20 protein-coding genes, 1 pseudogene and 1 riboswitch are annotated in these 17,582 nt (G+C 69.2%); of the genes and pseudogenes, 15 read left to right on the top strand and 6 right to left on the bottom strand.

All coding sequences use genetic code 11. From position 1 onward, the window contains the following. Positions 1-54 precede the first annotated feature (54 nt). Genes ftsB through glpK form a run of 5 tightly spaced genes read left to right on the top strand, consistent with a single transcriptional unit; the run spans position 55 to position 3,633 of the window. A complete protein-coding gene (gene ftsB, locus F627_RS0109235; RefSeq protein ID WP_018866968.1) occupies positions 55-462 on the top strand; it encodes a cell division protein FtsB in 408 nt (135 codons plus the stop codon). Next, positions 455-1,201, top strand: coding sequence for a 2-C-methyl-D-erythritol 4-phosphate cytidylyltransferase (ispD, locus tag F627_RS0109240; RefSeq protein ID WP_018866967.1), 747 nt, complete (start codon positions 455-457; stop codon positions 1,199-1,201). Before ftsB ends, ispD begins: the two co-directional genes overlap by 8 nt. Further along, positions 1,198-1,698, top strand: a complete 501-nt coding sequence (ispF, locus tag F627_RS0109245; protein WP_019583901.1) for a 2-C-methyl-D-erythritol 2,4-cyclodiphosphate synthase — start codon at positions 1,198-1,200, stop codon at positions 1,696-1,698. Before ispD ends, ispF begins: the two co-directional genes overlap by 4 nt. Next, positions 1,695-2,090 (top strand): VOC family protein, encoded by a 396-nt coding sequence (locus F627_RS0109250; RefSeq protein ID WP_019583902.1) that lies wholly within the window; start codon positions 1,695-1,697, stop codon positions 2,088-2,090. Before ispF ends, F627_RS0109250 begins: the two co-directional genes overlap by 4 nt. A 22-nt stretch (positions 2,091-2,112) precedes the next feature. Continuing rightward, entirely contained in the window at positions 2,113-3,633 is a 1,521-nt protein-coding gene (gene glpK, locus F627_RS0109255; protein ID WP_019583903.1) for a glycerol kinase GlpK, read from the top strand. A 169-nt stretch (positions 3,634-3,802) separates the two neighbouring features. Here glpK and F627_RS0109260 read toward each other — a convergent pair whose 3' ends face one another. The 5 genes from F627_RS0109260 to F627_RS0109280 all read right to left on the bottom strand — a co-directional run bounded on the left by F627_RS0109260 (position 3,803) and on the right by F627_RS0109280 (position 7,854). Then, positions 3,803-4,651: a pirin family protein gene (locus F627_RS0109260; protein ID WP_018866963.1), complete on the bottom strand. Its 849-nt coding sequence runs from the start codon at positions 4,649-4,651 to the stop codon at positions 3,803-3,805. 85 nt (positions 4,652-4,736) lie between these two features. Continuing rightward, positions 4,737-5,102 (bottom strand): hypothetical protein, encoded by a 366-nt coding sequence (locus F627_RS0109265; protein ID WP_018866962.1) that lies wholly within the window; start codon positions 5,100-5,102, stop codon positions 4,737-4,739. Between the two features lie 5 nt (positions 5,103-5,107). Next, positions 5,108-5,974: an ABC transporter ATP-binding protein gene (locus tag F627_RS0109270; protein ID WP_019583904.1), complete on the bottom strand. Its 867-nt coding sequence runs from the start codon at positions 5,972-5,974 to the stop codon at positions 5,108-5,110. Beyond that, positions 5,974-6,945 carry an iron ABC transporter permease gene (locus F627_RS0109275; RefSeq protein ID WP_019583905.1) on the bottom strand — a complete coding sequence of 324 codons (972 nt, stop codon included), beginning with the start codon at positions 6,943-6,945 and terminating at the stop codon, positions 5,974-5,976. Before F627_RS0109275 ends, F627_RS0109270 begins: the two co-directional genes overlap by 1 nt. A 6-nt stretch (positions 6,946-6,951) precedes the next feature. After that, the gene (locus F627_RS0109280) at positions 6,952-7,854 is read right to left on the bottom strand and encodes a cobalamin-binding protein (RefSeq protein ID WP_019583906.1); all 903 of its coding nucleotides are present in this window, start codon (positions 7,852-7,854) and stop codon (positions 6,952-6,954) included. A gap of 146 nt (positions 7,855-8,000) precedes the next feature. After that, a riboswitch (cobalamin riboswitch) is annotated at positions 8,001-8,209 on the top strand. 94 nt (positions 8,210-8,303) lie between these two features. Between F627_RS0109280 and bluB the strand changes: the two genes are divergently transcribed. The 9 genes from bluB (at position 8,304) to F627_RS0109325 (ending at position 16,555) form a co-directional block, all read left to right on the top strand. Beyond that, positions 8,304-9,056 carry a 5,6-dimethylbenzimidazole synthase gene (gene bluB, locus F627_RS0109285; RefSeq protein WP_019583907.1) on the top strand — a complete coding sequence of 251 codons (753 nt, stop codon included), beginning with the start codon at positions 8,304-8,306 and terminating at the stop codon, positions 9,054-9,056. Further along, positions 9,053-9,955, top strand: a complete 903-nt coding sequence (gene cbiB, locus F627_RS0109290; RefSeq protein WP_019583908.1) for an adenosylcobinamide-phosphate synthase CbiB — start codon at positions 9,053-9,055, stop codon at positions 9,953-9,955. The genes bluB and cbiB overlap by 4 nt, the downstream gene beginning before the upstream one ends. A gap of 10 nt (positions 9,956-9,965) precedes the next feature. Next, on the top strand, positions 9,966-10,973 hold the full coding sequence (gene cobD, locus F627_RS0109295; protein ID WP_019583909.1) for a threonine-phosphate decarboxylase CobD: 1,008 nt from the start codon (positions 9,966-9,968) through the stop codon (positions 10,971-10,973). Continuing rightward, positions 10,970-12,457: a cobyric acid synthase gene (locus F627_RS0109300; RefSeq protein WP_019583910.1), complete on the top strand. Its 1,488-nt coding sequence runs from the start codon at positions 10,970-10,972 to the stop codon at positions 12,455-12,457. Before cobD ends, F627_RS0109300 begins: the two co-directional genes overlap by 4 nt. Then, a complete protein-coding gene (gene cobU / locus F627_RS0109305) occupies positions 12,454-12,975 on the top strand; it encodes a bifunctional adenosylcobinamide kinase/adenosylcobinamide-phosphate guanylyltransferase (RefSeq protein ID WP_019583911.1) in 522 nt (173 codons plus the stop codon). Before F627_RS0109300 ends, cobU begins: the two co-directional genes overlap by 4 nt. A 145-nt stretch (positions 12,976-13,120) precedes the next feature. Beyond that, positions 13,121-14,182, top strand: a complete 1,062-nt coding sequence (gene cobT, locus F627_RS0109310) for a nicotinate-nucleotide--dimethylbenzimidazole phosphoribosyltransferase (protein ID WP_019583912.1) — start codon at positions 13,121-13,123, stop codon at positions 14,180-14,182. Then, entirely contained in the window at positions 14,179-14,742 is a 564-nt protein-coding gene (locus F627_RS0109315; protein ID WP_026332079.1) for a histidine phosphatase family protein, read from the top strand. Before cobT ends, F627_RS0109315 begins: the two co-directional genes overlap by 4 nt. A 349-nt stretch (positions 14,743-15,091) precedes the next feature. Then, complete coding sequence (gene cobS, locus F627_RS0109320) at positions 15,092-15,862, top strand: adenosylcobinamide-GDP ribazoletransferase (RefSeq protein WP_019583914.1); 771 nt, start codon at positions 15,092-15,094, stop codon at positions 15,860-15,862. A gap of 63 nt (positions 15,863-15,925) precedes the next feature. Next, positions 15,926-16,555 carry a YIP1 family protein gene (locus F627_RS0109325; RefSeq protein WP_026332080.1) on the top strand — a complete coding sequence of 210 codons (630 nt, stop codon included), beginning with the start codon at positions 15,926-15,928 and terminating at the stop codon, positions 16,553-16,555. Positions 16,556-16,787: 232 nt separating this feature from the next. On the opposite strand, the gene F627_RS0109330 is transcribed toward F627_RS0109325, so the two are convergent. Beyond that, positions 16,788-17,123 carry a nucleotidyltransferase domain-containing protein gene (locus F627_RS0109330; protein WP_019583916.1) on the bottom strand — a complete coding sequence of 112 codons (336 nt, stop codon included), beginning with the start codon at positions 17,121-17,123 and terminating at the stop codon, positions 16,788-16,790. Positions 17,124-17,409: 286 nt separating this feature from the next. On the opposite strand from F627_RS0109330, the pseudogene F627_RS17010 reads away from it, so the two are divergent. After that, positions 17,410-17,582: pseudogene (locus F627_RS17010) on the top strand (IS110 family transposase); the annotation flags it as partial.

Below are 17,582 nucleotides of genomic sequence, written 5' to 3' on the forward strand. Positions count from 1 at the left end.
CGCGGTGCGCGGGCGAGGGCTTTTCTTTGGGTTCAAGTCGATGGAGTGCGGGTGATGCGCGGCCTGCTGATCGGGCTGGCGCTTGTGCTGCTGGCACTGCAATGGCCCCTGTGGCTGGGCGAGGGGAGCTGGCGCGACGTGCGCGACCTGCGCGAGCAGGTCGAGCGCCAGCGGGCCTCGAACGCCGAACTCGAGCAGCGCAATCAGGCCCTGGAGGCGGAGGTGCGGGACCTGCGCGGCGGAACCGAGGCGGTGGAAGAACGGGCCCGGCGCGACCTGGGGATGATCCGCGAGGACGAGGTCTTCTTCTTCGTGGTGGGCGAGGACGAACCCGCCACGCTGGACATCGAGCCGCTCCCCGGATCGGCCGGGCAGACCGAGCCCGGTCCCGACTCACGGGTGCCCGAGGAGGCCGAGCCGGCCACCGACACCCTGCCACCGGAGGATCCCTTTGATGGCTGACACCGGGGGCGCAGCGGCGCGCGAACCGGCCTTCTGGGCACTGATCCCGGCGGCCGGCATTGGCCGGCGCATGGGGTCCGACCGTCCCAAGCAGTACCTGACGCTGGGTTCGCGGACGATCCTGTCGCATACCCTCTCGATCTTCCTCGAGCATCCGCGCATTCGCGGCGTGGTGCTGGTGCTGGGACCCGACGTGGATCCCGACGCCCTGGATCTGCCGCTGGCGGGCGGGCGGCTGTTCCGTGCCGCCGGCGGAGCGGAGCGGGTGGATTCCGTGCAGAACGGCCTGGATTTCCTGGCCGACCGGGCGCACGAGGACGACTGGGTGCTGGTCCATGATGCGGCCCGTCCCTGTCTGCCGCAGGCGGATGTGGACCGCCTGCTGCGTGAGTTGCGGGATGACGCGGTGGGCGGGTTGCTGGCCAGCCCCAGTACCGACACCATCAAGTGGAGCGATGGCGGCGGCCGCGTGGAGCGGACGCTGGACCGGGAGCGGGTCTGGCGCGCCCTGACCCCACAGATGTTCCGGCTGGGGATGCTGCGAGAAGCGAATGCGCGCGCACGCGATGCGGGTCATGCGGTGACCGACGAGGCAAGTGCCATCGAATTTCTGGGGCAGGCCCCGCGGCTGATCGAGGGTTCGGCAATGAATATCAAGATCACCCGGGCGGAAGATCTGGAGCTGGCCCGTCTCTACCTGATGCAGCAGGGCCGACTGGAAGGACGGTTCAGCGCATGAGCGGGTTGCGGATCGGCCAGGGCTTCGACGTGCACGCCTTCGGCGAGGGGGATCACCTGGTCCTCGGCGGCGTGCATATCCCGTTCGAGCGTGGCTTCGTCGCGCATTCGGACGGCGACGTGCTCCTGCATGCGGTCTGCGATGCCCTGCTCGGCGCCTCCGCGCTGGGCGATATCGGCCAGCACTTTCCGGATAACGACCCCGCGTTCCGCGGCGCGGACAGCCGCGCCCTGCTGCGGGAGGTTCTCCAGCGCGTCGCGGCGGCCGGCTGGCGCCCGGTCAACATCGACTCCACCGTGATCGCGCAGGCGCCGAAGCTGGCGCCGCACGTCCCCGCCATGCGCGATCATATCGCCGCGGATACCGGCCTGGTACCCGAGGCGGTCAGCGTGAAGGCCACGACGACCGAACATCTCGGGTTCACCGGGCGCAAGGAGGGGGTGGCGGCGCAGGCAATCGTGCTGCTGGAACCGGCCTCGGGGATGCTGCGGGTATGACCGGGGCCGGGCGCGGGAATGCGGGAGTCCTGGGCCTGCATCACGCCAGCCTGGTCATCGCGGACATTCAGGCCGCGCGCGAGTTCTACGGGCACCACCTTGGACTGGCGCCGCTGGAGCGGCCCGAACTCGGGTTTCCGGGGCTGTGGTACGACCTCGGCAACGGCCAGGCCCTGCACCTGCTGCGGGTGCCGAACCCGGACCCGACCGAGCGTGCGGTCCGGTGTGGGCAGGACCGCCACCTGGCGCTGCGCGTGGATGAGCTGGAGACCTTCGCCGCGCGGCTGGAGGCCGCGGGGTTTGCGGTGGAACGCAGTCGCTCCGGCCGCCCCGCGGCATTCGTACGGGATCCCGACGGCAACGCCATCGAGCTGATCGAGGACGGTGCCTGAATCGGCCAGAGAGAGTCCCCTCATGAGCGACGCGCGCTACATCCTCGCCCTGGACCAGGGCACGACCAGTTGCCGGGCCATCCTGTTCGACCGCGCGGGTACGATCGTCGGCGTGGCGCAGAAGGATTTCGCCCAGATCTATCCGCAGCCCGGCTGGGTGGAACACGACCCGATGGAGATCTGGGGTACCCAGATCGGCGTGGCGCGCGAAGTACTGGAGACGCGCGGCATCAAGCCCTCCCGACTGGCGGCGATCGGCATCACCAATCAGCGCGAGACCACGGTGGTATGGGACCGCGCCACGGGGGAGCCGATCGCCAATGCGATCGTGTGGCAGGACCGGCGTACCGCCGCGTTCTGCGACGAACTGAAGGCGCAGGGCCTCGAGGGCCTGCTGCGCGAGCGTACCGGTCTGGTCGTGGATGCCTATTTCTCGGCCAGCAAGCTGCGCTGGCTCCTGGATCACGTGGACGGGGCGCGCGAGCGCGCGGAACGGGGCGAACTCGCCTTTGGCACCGTGGACAGCTGGCTGATCTGGAACCTCACCCGCGGGGAACGTCACGTGACCGATGTGACGAACGCCGCGCGCACCCAGCTGTTCAACATTCACACCCTGGAATGGGATTCCGAGCTGCTGGAGCGGTTCGGGATCCCGCGCGCGATGCTGCCCGAGGTGGTGGACTCCAGTGGCGTGCTGGGCGTGACCGGCGCCGAGATGTTCGGCGGCGCGGAGGTCCCGATCGCCGGCGTGGCGGGGGACCAGCATGCGGCCCTGTTCGGTCAGGGCTGTTTCGAGCCCGGCATCGCCAAGAACACCTACGGGACTGGCTGTTTTCTGCTGATGAACACGGGCGATACGCCGGTGGAGTCCCGATCCGGCTTGCTCACCACCCTCGCGTGGTCGCTGGACGGCCGGGTGGAATACGCGCTGGAGGGTTCGATCTTTATCGCCGGGGCCGCGATCCAGTGGCTGCGCGACGAGCTCCACCTGATCGACGCGGCCGAGGATTCCGAGTACTACGCGGGCAAGGTGGCGGACGCCGACGGGGTCTACGTGGTGCCCGCGTTCGCCGGGCTGGGGGCCCCCTACTGGGACATGTACGCGCGCGGCGCCATCTTCGGCCTGACCCGTGGAACACGCAAGGAGCACATCACCCGCGCCACGCTGGATGCACTGGCCTATCAGACACGCGATGTGATCGATGCCATGGCGCAGGACGCCGGGATCGGGCTGAAGGCCCTGCGGGTCGACGGCGGGGCCGTGGCCAACAACGTGATGATGCAGTTCCAGGCCGACATGCTCGGGGTGCGGGTCGAGCGCCCGGCGGTGACCGAGTCCACCGCGCTGGGGGCCGCCTGGCTCGCGGGGCTGGGGGTCGGCTTCTGGACCCGTGACGAGTTGGCGCAGAAGGGTGGGCTGGACCGGGTGTTCGAGCCGCAGATGGACGCGGCCACGCGGGAGCAGTACTACCGCGGCTGGAAGAAGGCCGTAAAGCGCACCATGGGCTGGGCGCGCGAGGACGACAGCGACTCGACGCCGTAGCGGGTGATGGTCTGGGGCCTTGCCGACGCGGGTTGGGGCTTCGCCGCCAAGGCGGCTCCCACAGGGGGCTGCAGGTAGAGCGATGGCTTCGACAGGCAGCCCGGCCCAGATCACTGTGGGAGCGGGCTTGCCCGCGAAGCCCCTGCCAGGCCCGGATTGGGCCCGGGGCTCAGTCCATGCTGGCCGGTTCGGCGGCGAGCTGGCCGGACTGGTAGTCGCTGATGGCCTGTTCGATCTCGTCGGAGGTGTTCATCACGAAGGGGCCGTAATGCGCGATCGGTTCGCCCAGCGGCCGCCCCTTGAACAGCAGCACGCGGGCATCCTGCTGGGCGATCAGGTGGATCTGGGTCTGGCCGCTCCACACACCCATCTGGCCGGTCTGCAGGCCGATGAGCTCGCCGTCGAACACGTAGGCCAGCACGCGGTCCTCGAGCTGCACGGCGAGTGACAGGCGATAGCCGGCGGGCAGCGTCAGGTCGGCCATCGCGGCGCCTTCGCCAATCTGCGCCAGCGGGCCCTCGGTATCCCCCGCACTGGTCTGCCAGGACCCGGCAATGGCCTTGAAACGCAGCGGGTCGTCGTCTTCCGGCAGGTGGCGCATTGCGTCGGCGTGCACGTCGCGATAACGCGGCGGGTCCATCTTGCGCCGGGCGGGCAGGTTTACCCACAGCTGGAAGCCGTGCAGGCCCTCGCTGTCGAGCAGGGGCATCTCGGAGTGGATCACGCCGCGGCCGGCGCTCATCCACTGGGCCTCGCCGGCCTCCACGCGGCCCTGATTGCCCATGGAGTCCTCGTGCGTCAGGCCGCCATGGACCAGGTAGGTCAGGGTCTCGAAGCCGCGATGCGGGTGGGCGGGAAAGCCGCCGATGTAGTCCTCGCGCGCGCTTGCCTTGAGCTCGTCCAGCATCAGGAAGGGGTCCAGCCCGCCACGAAAGTCATGGATGCGCCGAATCTTCACCCCGGCCCCGTCCTGGGTGGGATGGGAGGTCTTCACGCTGTCCGGCGGTGTCGGGTTCATGGCGTTCTCCTTCGCAACAGGTCTGCACCATACCGACCATGAAACGAAAAGAAAATTGCATCGTTTCCCGTCATGGGGCCTTTTGTCAGGCGGTGGACAGATCCCAGGAATCGGCAAACGCCTCCAGGCTCTCGATGAAATCGGGATCGTGTTCCTGACGGTTGATGGTCAGGTGCAGGACGACGGCCTGCGGGTCGGGCGGGTGCCCGGTGGTCAGCGTCCAGGCCAGGCCGTTGGGGCAGTCGGGCAGGGACAGGCGCACGCCACCGTTGATGACCTCGCGGTGCACCCGGAACTCGCCCCACAGGCAGTAGACCACGCCGGCATCGGGACCGTTGTCCTGGATCAGCGTGTCGATGGCATCACTGTGAGCGGGCAGGGCGGGGACGTTCAGCCGCCGCTGCAAGGTTTCGGCATCCAGGGTCGCGGGCAGATTGCGGAAGAATTCCATGGCGGTCACTCGTTGCGCGGCAGGAACACGGGCAGGCCGTCGACCTCGCCTACGCTCAGGCGCTGGTTGTAGAGGCGTTCCAGGGCACTGGGCACGAGCATGGTGGCGGTCGGGCCCCAGCATGCCTGGCCGTCGGGGAACAGCAGGAGCAGATGGTCGCAGTAGCGCGCGGCCAGGTTGACGTCGTGCAGGACCAGTACGGCGGCCCGGTGCGCCTGGGCAACGATGCCCTGCACGCGGTTCAGCACGGCGACCTGGTGATGCAGGTCCAGCTGACTGGTGGGCTCGTCCAGCAGGAGCAGGCTGGGGTCCTGGGTCAGCACCGTGGCGATGGCCAGGCGCTGACGCTCGCCGCCGGAGAGCGTGTCCACCATGCGGTGCTCCAGCTCGGCGAGATCCATCTCCGCCAGGGCGGCCCGGGCGCGGGCGTAATCCTCGGAGGTCTCGATGTCCCAGGGGCGCAGGTAGGGGTGCCGACCGATCAGCGCGGTCTCCAGTACCGTCGCGGGGAAGCCGTCGTGGTGGGTCTGGAAGACCAGGCCGATGCGCCGCGCCAGTTCCGCGCGGGGCAGGCGGGTGATCGCCTGGCCCCGGACCTCGATGGTGCCGGCGCGTGCGGTCCGCAGGCCGGCGAGCGTTTGCAGCAGCGTGCTCTTGCCCGCGCCGTTGGGGCCCAGGATGCCCCAGCACTGCCCGGGGTCGACGGTCAGTTCCAGCGGGGCGCCGGGTGCGCGCCCCGGGATGTCGATCACCAGGTCGTGGGTGGCAAGCAGCGTATCCGGGCCCGGCTTCTGGTGGACGCTGCGCGCGCCCAGGCCCGGGGCTTCATGCGGCCGGCTGTGGGCGGGTGCGGTGGGAGAGCTGGGTGGCATCAGCGGCTCCGGTACAGCAGGAACAGGAACACGGGGACCCCCAGCATTGCGGTGATCACGCCCACCGGCAACTGCTCCGGGGCGATCATGGTGCGGGCGAGGGTGTCGGCCAGGGTCAGCAGGATGCCGCCGCCCAGCGCGGAGGCCGGCAGGATTACGCGCTGGTCGTTGCCGAAGACCAGACGCAGCATGTGCGGCACGATCAGCCCGACAAACCCGACCGCGCCGACCTGCATGACCGCGGTCGCGGTGATCAGTGCGGCGGCGACATAGATGCTCCATTCCACCGGGCGCACCGCCACCCCGAGTGCGGCGGCCTGCATCGGGCCGCGCGCGAGCACGTTCAGCGTGCGGCCCAGCGGCAGGGCGAGGAACACGACCAGCACCAGCAGGATCCAGGCGGGATAGGGGTTGCGGGCGTGGGACACATCGCCCATCAGCCAGTACAGCATGCCCGGAAGCTCGGCCGTCGGGCTGACTGCGAGCAGGAAACTGATCATGGCGCCCCAGCCCGCCGCGACCACCACGCCGGTCAGGAGCAGGCGCGTGGGGGTCCAGCTGCCGGTACCGTGCGCCAGGCCGAACACGATCACCGTGGACAGCAGGGCACCGGCGAACGCGGCCAGCGAGACGGAGAACATCGACAGGCCCGCGAGCATCGCCAGCAGGGCGCCGACGGAGGCGCCGCCGGAGAGGCCCAGCACGTAGGGGTCGGCCAGCGGGTTGCGTAGCAGCACCTGCATCAGCGCGCCGGCCAGACCCAGCAACCCGCCTGCGGCGAAGGCCGCCAGGGCGCGCGGCAGGCGCAGCTCCAGCACCAGCGTGTCGTGCAGGCGGCTGCCCTCGCCGAGCATCACCGCCAGCAGGTCGCCGGGCGCGATCGCGACACTGCCGAAAGCCAGCGCGATCAGCACCGCCAGCACCGACGCCGGCAGCAGGACCGCGGCGGCAAGGAGGAAGGCGCGGGTCACGAGGGGTCAGTCCGCCCGGCGCAGGCGGGCCCGCTCGAGTTCCTCGCACATCAGGCGGGTACCCTCGGCGATGCGCGGGGTATGGCGCTGCAGCAGGGACGGCGGGATGAAGAACAGGTTGTCGCGCTGGACCGCGGTCATGTCCTCCCATTGCGTCCAGGCGATGACCCAGTCGGGGCGATCCTCGCCCATGCCGCCGCCGATGATAACCTCCGGATCGGCCTCGATGACCGCCTCGCGGTCCATGCGCGGGACCAGCCGGTCCAGGTGGCCGAATACGTTCACGCCGCCGCACAGGCGGATGGCCTCGCTGATCAGGTGGTCGTCGTTCACCGTCATCAGGGGCTGTTCCCACACCTGATAGAACAGGCGTACCGGGTCGCGCTCGGCGTAGTCCTGGCGCAGGGTGTCGATCGTGTCCTCGAAGGCCTGCACGGCCTCGTCGCCTTGCGTCTCGGTGCCGGCGAGCTGGGCCATGCGGCGCATGCTGGCGGACACGCCATCGAAGCTGCGGGGCTCCGACACGTAGACGTGGAAGCCGAGCTCGCGCAGGTGTTCGATCTGGGATTGCGAGTTTCCGCTGCGCCAGGCAACGACCAGGTCCGGATCGAGCTGCACGACGCGCTCCATATCGATGCGGCTGTAGCCGCCCACCCGGGGAAGCATCTCCGCCTCCGGCGGGAAGTCACTGTGCTGGGTCGCGCCCACCAGCTTGTCGCCGGCCCCGACGGCGAACAGCACCTCGGTGATATGCGGGGCGAGGCTGACGATGCGCTCGGCGGGTTGTTCCAGCCGGATCTCGTGACCGTCATCGTCGGTCACCGAGACCGGGTCGGCCAGTGCCGGCGCGGTGCAAAGCAACGTCGCGACGAGCAGGGCGGAGGAGCGTCCGAGGGTCTTGAAATTCATAAAAATCCGGTGGTTGTGGCGCTGTTGCGAGGTCGAATGGAGGACGTCTGCGGTAGTGCGCGCAAGCCGCAAAAGCGTTTCATCATAGCAGCATGGGCAAGATGGTTTGGTGCCCAAATTGGTCGGGGGCGCGCCGAACGCGTATCATACGGCGGCTTGTATCAGGTGCCTGCACTGCGCAGGTGAAACGGGAAGCCGGTGCAAATCCGGCGCTGCCCCCGCAACGGTAAGTGAGCGGCGAACCACACCGCAGGCTTGGCCACTGTGCCCCCACGGGTCACGGGAAGGCGTCTGCGGCATCGGCAGCCGCCGACGCTCGCAAGCCCGGAGACCGGCCTGGTGATGACGCATCCTGCGATCGTGCGGCGGGCGACGATCGAGGGCACGGGCACCATCCGGGGTGCCCGTTCCTTCGTGGTTTCGCCGTGCCGTCGCCCCGACGGAAACGCATGACGAACCCAGACCCCAAACCGACCGAAGAGTATCCGAACGCGTTTGCCTCGGCCGAGCGCGAGGCGGTTTATCGCGTGATCGGGGAACGCCGCGACATGCGCCATTTCCGGCCGGATCCGGTGGATGGCGCGACGCTGCGGCGGCTGCTGGAGGCCGCGCACCGCGCCCCCAGCGTCGGGTACATGCAGCCCTGGCGCTTCCTGCGGGTGACCGACCCGGCCCTGCGCGAAGCACTACACGCCCACGCCGCAGAGGAGCAGGCCCGGACCGCCGAGGCCTGCGGGGAGCGCGCGGCGGAGGTGCACCGCCTGAAGCTGGAAGGGATCCGCGAGGCGGGGGAGTTGCTGGTGGTGGCCCTGACCGACGGCCGCGAACGCTATGTGCTGGGGCGCCGTACGCTACCGGAGATGGACCTGTGCTCGGCGGCCTGCGCGATTCAGAACCTGTGGCTGGCGGCCCGCGCGGAGGGGCTGGGCATGGGCTGGGTCTCGCTGTTCGATCCGGACTGGCTGGCGCGGCAGCTGGACATGCCGGAGGGCGGCTATCCGATCGCGGTGTTGTGCCTCGGCCATGTGGAGCGTTTCTACGACCGGCCAATGCTGGAGACCGCGGGCTGGGATCGCCGGCGGCCCCTGGAAGAACTGGTCTTTCAGGATCGCTGGGGCGTGCCCGGCGAGCTGGCAGCCGACCCGGATGCGGCAGGCGCCGGAAACGGGGCGGACGATCGGACCGGATCCGACAGCGCATGAGCGCCTTCCTGATCCTGATGGGCGCCCTGATCCTGGATCGCTTGTTCGGCGATCCGCGGCGATTCCATCCGCTGGCCGGGTTTGGTCGGCTGGCGGCCTGGGCCGAGTCCCGCTGGCATGCGCCCAGTCGCCTGCGCGGGGCGTTGCTGCTCGCGGCGTTGGTCCTGCCATGGGTGGCGCTGGCCGCTCTGGGGGCGTCGCTGGCCTGGGGCTGGTTGCTGTCGCTGGCGATCCTGACCCTGGCGATTGGCTGGCGCAGCCTGGACGAACACGCCGAGGTGGTCGCGCGGGCCCTGGAGACGGATGATTTGCACGGTGCCCGCACGGGCGTGGGGATGCTGGTCAGTCGGGACACGGAGGCCCTGGACGTGCGCGGGGTGAGCGGGGCGACCATCGAGTCGGTCCTGGAGAACGGCAACGATGCGCTGTTTGCCACGATCTTCTGGTTCCTGGTCGCCGGGGCACCGGGCGTGGTGGCCTACCGGCTGGTAAACACGCTGGATGCGATGTGGGGTTATCGCAATGACCGCTTTCACGCCTTTGGCTGGGCCGCGGCGCGCCTGGATGACGCCATGAACCTGATCCCGGCGCGTCTGACGGCCCTGGCCTATGCCCTGGCGGGGCGCGGGCGGGACGCATTGCAGTGCTGGCGCGAGCAGGCCGACGGATGGAAGAGCCCGAATGCGGGGCCGGTCATGGCCGCTGGTGCCGGTGCGCTGGGGGTGGTGCTGGGCGGCCCGGCGCCCTACGGCGGCCAGCGTGAGTGGCGCCCGCGCCTGGGCATGGGCCGTCTGGCCGATGCCGCGGGGATTCGCCAGGCCATCACCCTGGTGGATCGTGCGCTGGCGATCTGGATGGCATTTATCGTGGCGGGGGTGATCGTCGTTGTCCTGGTCTAAGGCCCAATCGATGCAAACGCCGGAGGCGCAGGCCCTCGTGCAGGTGCACGGGGGCGGTATCCGCCAGGCGGCCGCGCGCTACGGGATCCCCGAGGCCGAGTGGCTGGATCTGTCCACCGGCATCAATCCGCATGGCTATCCCGTGGGCGAGATCCCGCAGGCCGTCTGGGCCCGGTTGCCGGAACCGGATGACGAGCTCGAGGCGGCGGCCGCCGACTATTACGGCACCGAGGCCCTGCTGCCCGTCGCGGGCTCGCAGGCGGCGATCCAGTTGTTGCCGGCGCTGCGCTCGGGTACGGCGCGCGTCGGCATCCTCGAACCCAGCTACAACGAGCACGCCCGGGCCTGGCGGGAGGCCGGACACACGGTACGCCCGCTGAGTGGCGAGGCGATCGCCGCGGCGCTGCCCGAGCTGGACGTGCTGGTGCTGGTCAACCCGAATAACCCGACCGGGCAGTGCTTCGAGCGTGCGGACCTGCTGGCCTGGCATGCGGAACTGGCCGCGCGTGGTGGCTGGCTGATCGTGGACGAGGCCTTCATGGATGTGACGCCGGGGGCCAGTCTCGCGCAGGACGCACCGCGCGAAGGCCTGGTGGTGCTGCGTTCTCTCGGCAAGTTCTTCGGGCTGGCGGGCGCGCGGGTCGGGTTCGTGATCGCCGACGACGCGATGCGCGCGCAGCTGGCCGCCCGGCTGGGTCCGTGGGGTCTTGCCGGACCTTCGCGCTGGATTGCTACCCGGGCGCTGACCGACCGCGCCTGGCAGGCCGAGACTCGGAGCCAGCTGCAGGCGCGCGGTCAGCGCCTGGCGGAACGGCTGCGTGCGCGCGGGCTGGCGCCCACCGGCGGCACCGCGCTGTTCCAGTGGTGCCGGGTGGATGATCCCGCGGGTTGGCAGGACCATCTGGGCCGGCAGGGCATCCTGGTGCGTCGATTCGATGCGCCCGGGAGTCTTCGGTTTGGCCTGCCGGGTGACGCAGCCGAGTGGCAGCGCCTCGAAGCGGGGCTGCAGCGGGCATGACGGGTACGACGCTGATGGTGCAGGGGACGACCTCGGATGCCGGCAAGAGCGTGCTGGTCGCGGGGCTCGCGCGGGTGCTGCACCGCCGTGGACTGTCGGTGGTGCCGTTCAAGCCGCAGAACATGGCGCTGAACAGCGCCGTGACTGCCGATGGCGGCGAGATTGGCCGGGCCCAGGCCCTGCAGGCCGCCGCCTGCGGCCTGGAACCGCATACGGACATGAATCCCGTACTGCTCAAGCCCAGCTCGGACCAGGGCGCGCAGGTGATCATCCACGGGCGGCCCGCGGCGGAACTGGATGCGCGGGCCTATCACGACTACAAGCCGGTGGCCCGCGAGGCGGTACTGGCGTCGCACGGGCGCCTGACCGATCAGTACGACCACGTGCTGGTGGAAGGCGCGGGCTCGCCGGCGGAGATCAACCTGCGCGCGGGCGATATCGCCAACATGGGCTTCGCCGAGGCGGTGGACTGCCCGGTGATCCTGGTCGCGGATATCGACCGGGGCGGGGTGTTCGCGCATCTGGTGGGCACGCTGGCGCTTCTGAGCGAGACCGAGCGTGCGCGGGTTCAGGGCTTCGTCATTAACCGCTTTCGCGGCGATATCAGCCTGCTGCAGCCGGGGCTGGACTGGCTGGAACAGGAGACCGGCAAGCCGGTGCTCGGCGTGATTCCGTACCTGCACGGGTTGTATCTCGATGCCGAGGACGCCCTTCCGCGGGAGGCGGTGCCGGAAAAGGCTACGGATGCGCTGAAGGTGGTCGTGCCGGCCCTGCCGCGCATCTCCAACCACACCGATTTCGACCCGCTGCGCCTGCACCCTGCGGTGGATCTGCGGTTTGTCGGGCCCGGCGAGTCGTTGCAGCCGGCGGATCTGGTGATCCTGCCGGGCTCCAAGTCGGTGCGCGACGACCTCGCCTGGCTGCGCGATCAGGGCTGGGAGGCCGCGCTGCAACGGCATGTGCGCTACGGTGGCAAGGTGCTGGGCATTTGTGGGGGCTTCCAGATGCTGGGGCGCGCCGTGCACGACCCCGACGGCGTCGAGGGCCGGCCCGGTTCCACGCCGGGGCTTGGCTGGCTCGATATCGAGACCCGCCTGGCCCCCGAAAAGCGTCTGGAGCGTGTTCACGGGGCTCGTGTGCTGGGCCGGGAGGCAGGCGTGGAAGGCTACGAGATTCATGCGGGCATCACGACCGGACCCGGACTGGAGCGGCCGCTTTTGCATCTGGCGCATGGGCCAGATGGCGCATGCAACGAGGACAGCACCGTGGCCGGTACCTACGTGCATGGCGTATTCGACCGTTCGGAGGCCGCCGATGCCCTGCTGCACTGGGCGGGTATGCGGGCCGGTTCGGGACAGGGAGAAGACCTGGCTGCGGCGCGCGAACGCGGTCTTGCACGCCTGGCGGATACCCTGGAGGAACACCTGGACATGAAGCGTGTACTGGCCCTGCTGGGGGCTGTATCCACGGAGCCGGTGGCATGAAGACCCTGGTCCTGGGCGGCGTGCGTTCCGGGAAGAGCCGACTGGCCGAACGCCTGGCGGCGGAATCCGGCCTGCCGGTCACCTATGTCGCCACGGCACGGGCCGACGATGCCGAGATGGCGCGCCGAATCGAACGCCACCGCGCCGACCGCCCCGGTGACTGGGGCCTGGTCGAGGCGGACACGGGACTGGCCCGGGCACTGGAACAGGCCGCTGGTCCGGGCCAGTGCCTGCTGGTCGATTGCCTGACACTTTGGCTGACCCAGCTCCTGTGCACCGAGGACGAGGCCTGGATCGAACGCGAGCGCGAGGCCCTGATCGAGACGATCCCGTGCTTGCCGGGCACGCTGGTCTTCGTCTCCAACGAGACGGGGATGGGCATTACCCCCATGGATGAACTGTCCCGCCGCTTCGCCGACGAGGCCGGCTGGCTGCACCAGCGCCTGGCACCCGAGATGGACCGCGTGGTCCTCACCGTCGCCGGTCTCCCGCATGTGCTCAAGGGTCAACTTCTGTGATCCAGGGCGGGCTTTGCTGTGGCCAGGGTGGCGGGGATTCGCGGGCAAGCCCGCTCCCACAGGGCTGCCGCACATGCCTTTGTGGGAGCGAGTTTGTTTGTGGGAGCGGGCTTGCCCGCGAAGACGGATCGAATAGGGAGAACATGTGACCGAAGACTGTGACTGGCTGCAGGTGCCGCCGGCGCCCCTGAGCGCCGAGGCGCGCCAGACAGCGGCCGAGCGGCAGGCCCAGCTGACCAAGCCGCCGGGTTCGCTCGGCCAGCTGGAGGCGATCGCCGAGCGCCTGGCCGCCATGCAGGGGGTGGGCCAGCCGACGCTGGAGCAGGTGCACATCGCCGTGTTCGCCGGTGACCACGGCGTTGTGGCCGAGGGTATTTCCCGTTTCCCGCAGGCCGTGACGGCGCAGATGGTCGCGAACTTCGCGAACGGCGGTGCGGCGATCTCGGTGCTGGCGCGGCACCTGGGCGCGTCCATCGAGGTGATCAACCTCGGCACCGTGTCGGATCCTCCGGCCGTGACTGGAGTGCAGCAGCTGAACCTGGGCGCCGGCACCGCGAACCTGGCCCGCGAACCGGCGATGACGCCGGCGCAGCTGGAACGCGCGCTGAACGTCGGCCGCCAATGTGCCGAGCGCGCCCGAAGAGCCGGGGCGCAACTGTTCATCGGTGGCGAGATGGGCATCGGCAATACGACGGCGGCCGCCGCACTTGCCTGCTCCTTGCTGAATCTGCCGCCGGCCGATCTGGCCGGGCCCGGCACGGGTCTGGATGCCAATGGCGTGCGCCACAAGGCCGAGGTGATCGAACAGGCGTTGAGCACTCACGTCGACGTGCGCGGCGATGCACTGGGTAGCCTGCGTTGTCTGGGTGGCTTCGAGATCGCGGGCCTGGCCGGCGCCTATATCGCCGCGGCACAGATCGGGTTGCCGGTACTGGTGGACGGCTTCATCAGCACCTCGGCGGCGCTGGTGGCGGAACGCCTGTGCCCGGGCACCGCGGAGTGGTTCTTCTACGCCCACAGCTCGGCGGAGCCGGGCCACCAGCGACTGCTGGAAGCGTTGGCGGCCGAGCCGTTGCTCGATCTCGGGATGCGCCTGGGCGAGGGGAGCGGGGCGGCCACCGCCGTGCCCCTGCTGCGCCTGGCCTGCGAGCTGCATTCGGGGATGGCGACTTTCGCCGAGGCGGGTGTGAGCGGAGAGGGTAGTTGAGCACGGACGCCACACGCATCGGCCTGCTGCGGCACGGCGAGACCACGGGGCAGGGGTTTTGTGGGCGTGGCAGCGATGTCCCGCTGACGGCAGCAGGCTGGCACGCAATGCGCGAGACACTCGCGCGTGACGCCGACTGGGATCGCGTCGTCTGCTCGCCGTTGATGCGATGCCTCGGGCCTGCCGAGGCGATCGCCGGGCAGGCAGGCGTGCCACTCGCCGTGGACGAACGCCTGGCCGAACTCGACTTCGGCGACTGGGAAGGCCGTACGGCGGCAGCGCTGATGGAGACGCAGGCCAATGCCCTGGGCCGTTTCTGGGAAGACCCGCTGAATCATGCGCCGCCCCATGGCGAGTCGCTTCGAGCGTTCCGCGAGCGTGTGGTCGCCGGCTGGAATGACCTGGCCCCCAACGAAGGGGAGCAGGTCCTCGTGATCGCCCACGGCGGTGTCATCCGCCTGATCCGCGCCCTGCACGAGGGCTGGCCGCTGGAAAAACTCCTGAGTATCGACGTCCCGCTCGCGTCCCTGCATATTGTCGAGCCATGGCAGGCCTACTGATGATTACCCATCCCGCACTGCAACAGGACCCCGAGCCAACCCGCGCCCGGGCACTTGCGTGCGGTTCTGTGGGAGCGTGCTTGCACGCGAAGCCCCGGCCCGCGCCTGCCTCTGGCAGGGGCTTCGCTGCGCGCGCGATCGGGCAGGATCCCCGTAGGAGGCCAGCCCCCTGGCCGATCGGAACTATGCCAGCGCCCCATCGGCCAGGGGGCTGGCCTCCTACAGGTAGGGGTGATGGAGGGTGCCGTATGAACTCGGTATTGGCTCGCTTCTGGCCGATCGGGAAAATGCCAGCGCCCCATCGGCCAGAGGGCTGGCCTCCTACCGGCAGGAATGACGGAGGGGTCGCATGAACCCCGTGATGACGCCCCTCTGGCTGGCTATCCAGTTCCTCACCCGCCTGCCGACCCCCCCGCTGGAGCCGCACCCCGAGGATCTGGGGCGTTCGGTACTGACCTATCCGCTGGTCGGGCTCATCCTGGGCCTGATCGTGGTGATCGTCGGTATCGGGCTGTCCGCCATTCCCGGCGCCCCGACGCTCCTCGTCGCGGCATTGGTGCTGACGTTCTGGGTGGCCCTGACGGGCGCGCTGCACCTGGACGGGCTGGCGGACACGGTGGATGCGTGGGTCGGGGGGCAACGCCATCCGGAGCGCGCCCGCGGGATCATGAAGGACCCGGCCTGCGGTCCCATGGCTGTCGCCGCGCTGATCCTGATTCTGGCGCTGAAGGGCACGGCACTGGTGGCCGTGGTGGAAGCCGGTGCGTGGATCGCCGTCCTGCTCGCCATCGTGCTGGCGCGCCTGGTGCCGCCGGTGCTGTTTCTGACGACTCCCTACGTGAACCCGGTGGGGCTGGGCGCGGAGATGGCACAACACCTGCCACACAGGGTCGCGAAGGGCACGGTCGGTGTCGCGGCCCTGCTGGTACTGGTGCTGGGCCTGGTGTCGGGGCTGTGGGGCGTGATCCCGGCTCTGATCGCCGCCGGGGCGCTGCTGTGGGGCGCCACCCGCCTCCTGGAACACTGGCTGGGCGGCTTCACCGGCGATACCGCCGGCGCCACGCTGGAGCTGGTGGAGACCCTGACGTTCGTGATTCTGGTACTGACGCTCGCCGGTTGAGGTGTCGCCCGATCGCGTGAAGGTTGTCACGAGAACGTCACAGAATTGCCACATACTCGCGGCATGAGCCGGTACCCCAGCTGCCTGAATCTGCCCCGATTGCTCCTAGGCGCATTGCTCAATCCCTTGGGGATGGTGCGCGAGGTCGGTGCGCTGGACCTCGCCCCGGCCTGGTGGCAGACCTTCCTGCGACTTGTCTTGCCGGTCTTGCTGCTCAGCGTGGTGATCAGCCAGGTCCTGTACCAGATCATTCCCACCGGACTGCCGCCCGAGGCGATGCCCGGGGTATGGGGGTTTGGCGCCTACAGCGTGCTCGCCATGAGTATCGGTGTGCTGGGCCTGGCCTGGTCCGCGCACTACCTGGCCGAACTCTTCCAGGGGCGCGGGGACCCGGACCGGGCCATGCTGGCGGTCAGTATCGGCCTGCTCCCGGCCTGGCTCGGCAAGGTGGCTGCCGCCTTTCCCTGGCCGTGGGGCAACGGCATCGGTCTTCTGCTGATCCTGTATTCGCTGTGGCTGCTGTACTGGGCGCTGCGCGGCATCCTCGGGTTGCGCCGCGGCAACCGGATCGGCCTGTTCGTGGCCACCGTCTTCTGCGGCGCCTTCATCACCCTCATCTTCGGCTGGCTGCTGATGGACCTGATCCCCGGCGCCACCCCCGAGCACCGTATCGGCACCACCTGGCTGATCTGAGCCCCCGTTGTCGGGATAACACTTGTAGGAGCCCAGCCCTCTGGGCGATCGGGTCGGACATCTGGCATTGATGAAGGAAATCGCCCAGAGGGCTGGGCTCCTACCGTAGCGGGACCGGCGGTGGGCTATCGCGTTGCGTGGTTGGTCTGGAGCCAAGGTTGAACTCCGGGGCCTGTGTACAAAGCCTCTGAAACGCCGAGCAGGTGCTCGTCCTCACGATCCACCAGATCAATCAGCCGCGCGAGCCGCTGCGGTGGTGTCGTGACGGTAACAGGGCGACACCCGTGGGGTCGGCATGCGTATCGATGGGGCGGTGCGGCGTGCCTCGCGGATGCACCACGATGTCCATGCGGCGTTCGCCCAGACGGCGTTGCAGTGCGACGTACAGGTTGAGTTCCCGGTCCAGCAGTTCATCCGGGGTGCCGTCCGCCTCGATGTAGAGGTCAATGTCGCCACCGCGTGCGGTATCGTCCACGCGCGAGCCGAACAGCTTCACTTGTGCATCCGGCCCGAATTCGCGGGCCACTTCCTCGCGGATAATCGTCTGTTGTTCGTCGCTCAGGCGCATCGCCCACGTATATCAAGGCCCTGGGGTACATACCCGAACGGTCTCGCCTCCAGCCACCACCGTCATCCCCCGAACCCACCACACCCCTGTCATTGCGAGGAGCGCAGCGACGAAGCAATCGCTCGGAATGAGCAAGGGTGCGGGAATCAAACGGCTTGCCACATGCAGCCGATTGCCACGTCGCCTGCGGCTCCTCAATGGGATGGACGCCCCCGCCCTATTACGGCATCGCGATGTGCCAGAGTGGGGGTGATCACTCTCACTCGAAGAAGACGGAGGCGTCCACATGCAGGTTACAACACTCGGTATTGATCTCGCGAAGAACGTGTTCCAGGTCCACGGTGTGGATGCGCAGGGCCGGCAGGTGTTTTCGAAGGCGCTGCGGCGCAGCCAGTTGCGCAACTTCGTCGCCCAGCTGCCGGCCTGCCGGATCGGCATGGAGGCCTGCGGGAGTGCCCA

Source organism: Thioalkalivibrio sp. ALE16 (assembly GCF_000381305.1).
Classification (GTDB): domain Bacteria; phylum Pseudomonadota; class Gammaproteobacteria; order Ectothiorhodospirales; family Ectothiorhodospiraceae; genus Thioalkalivibrio.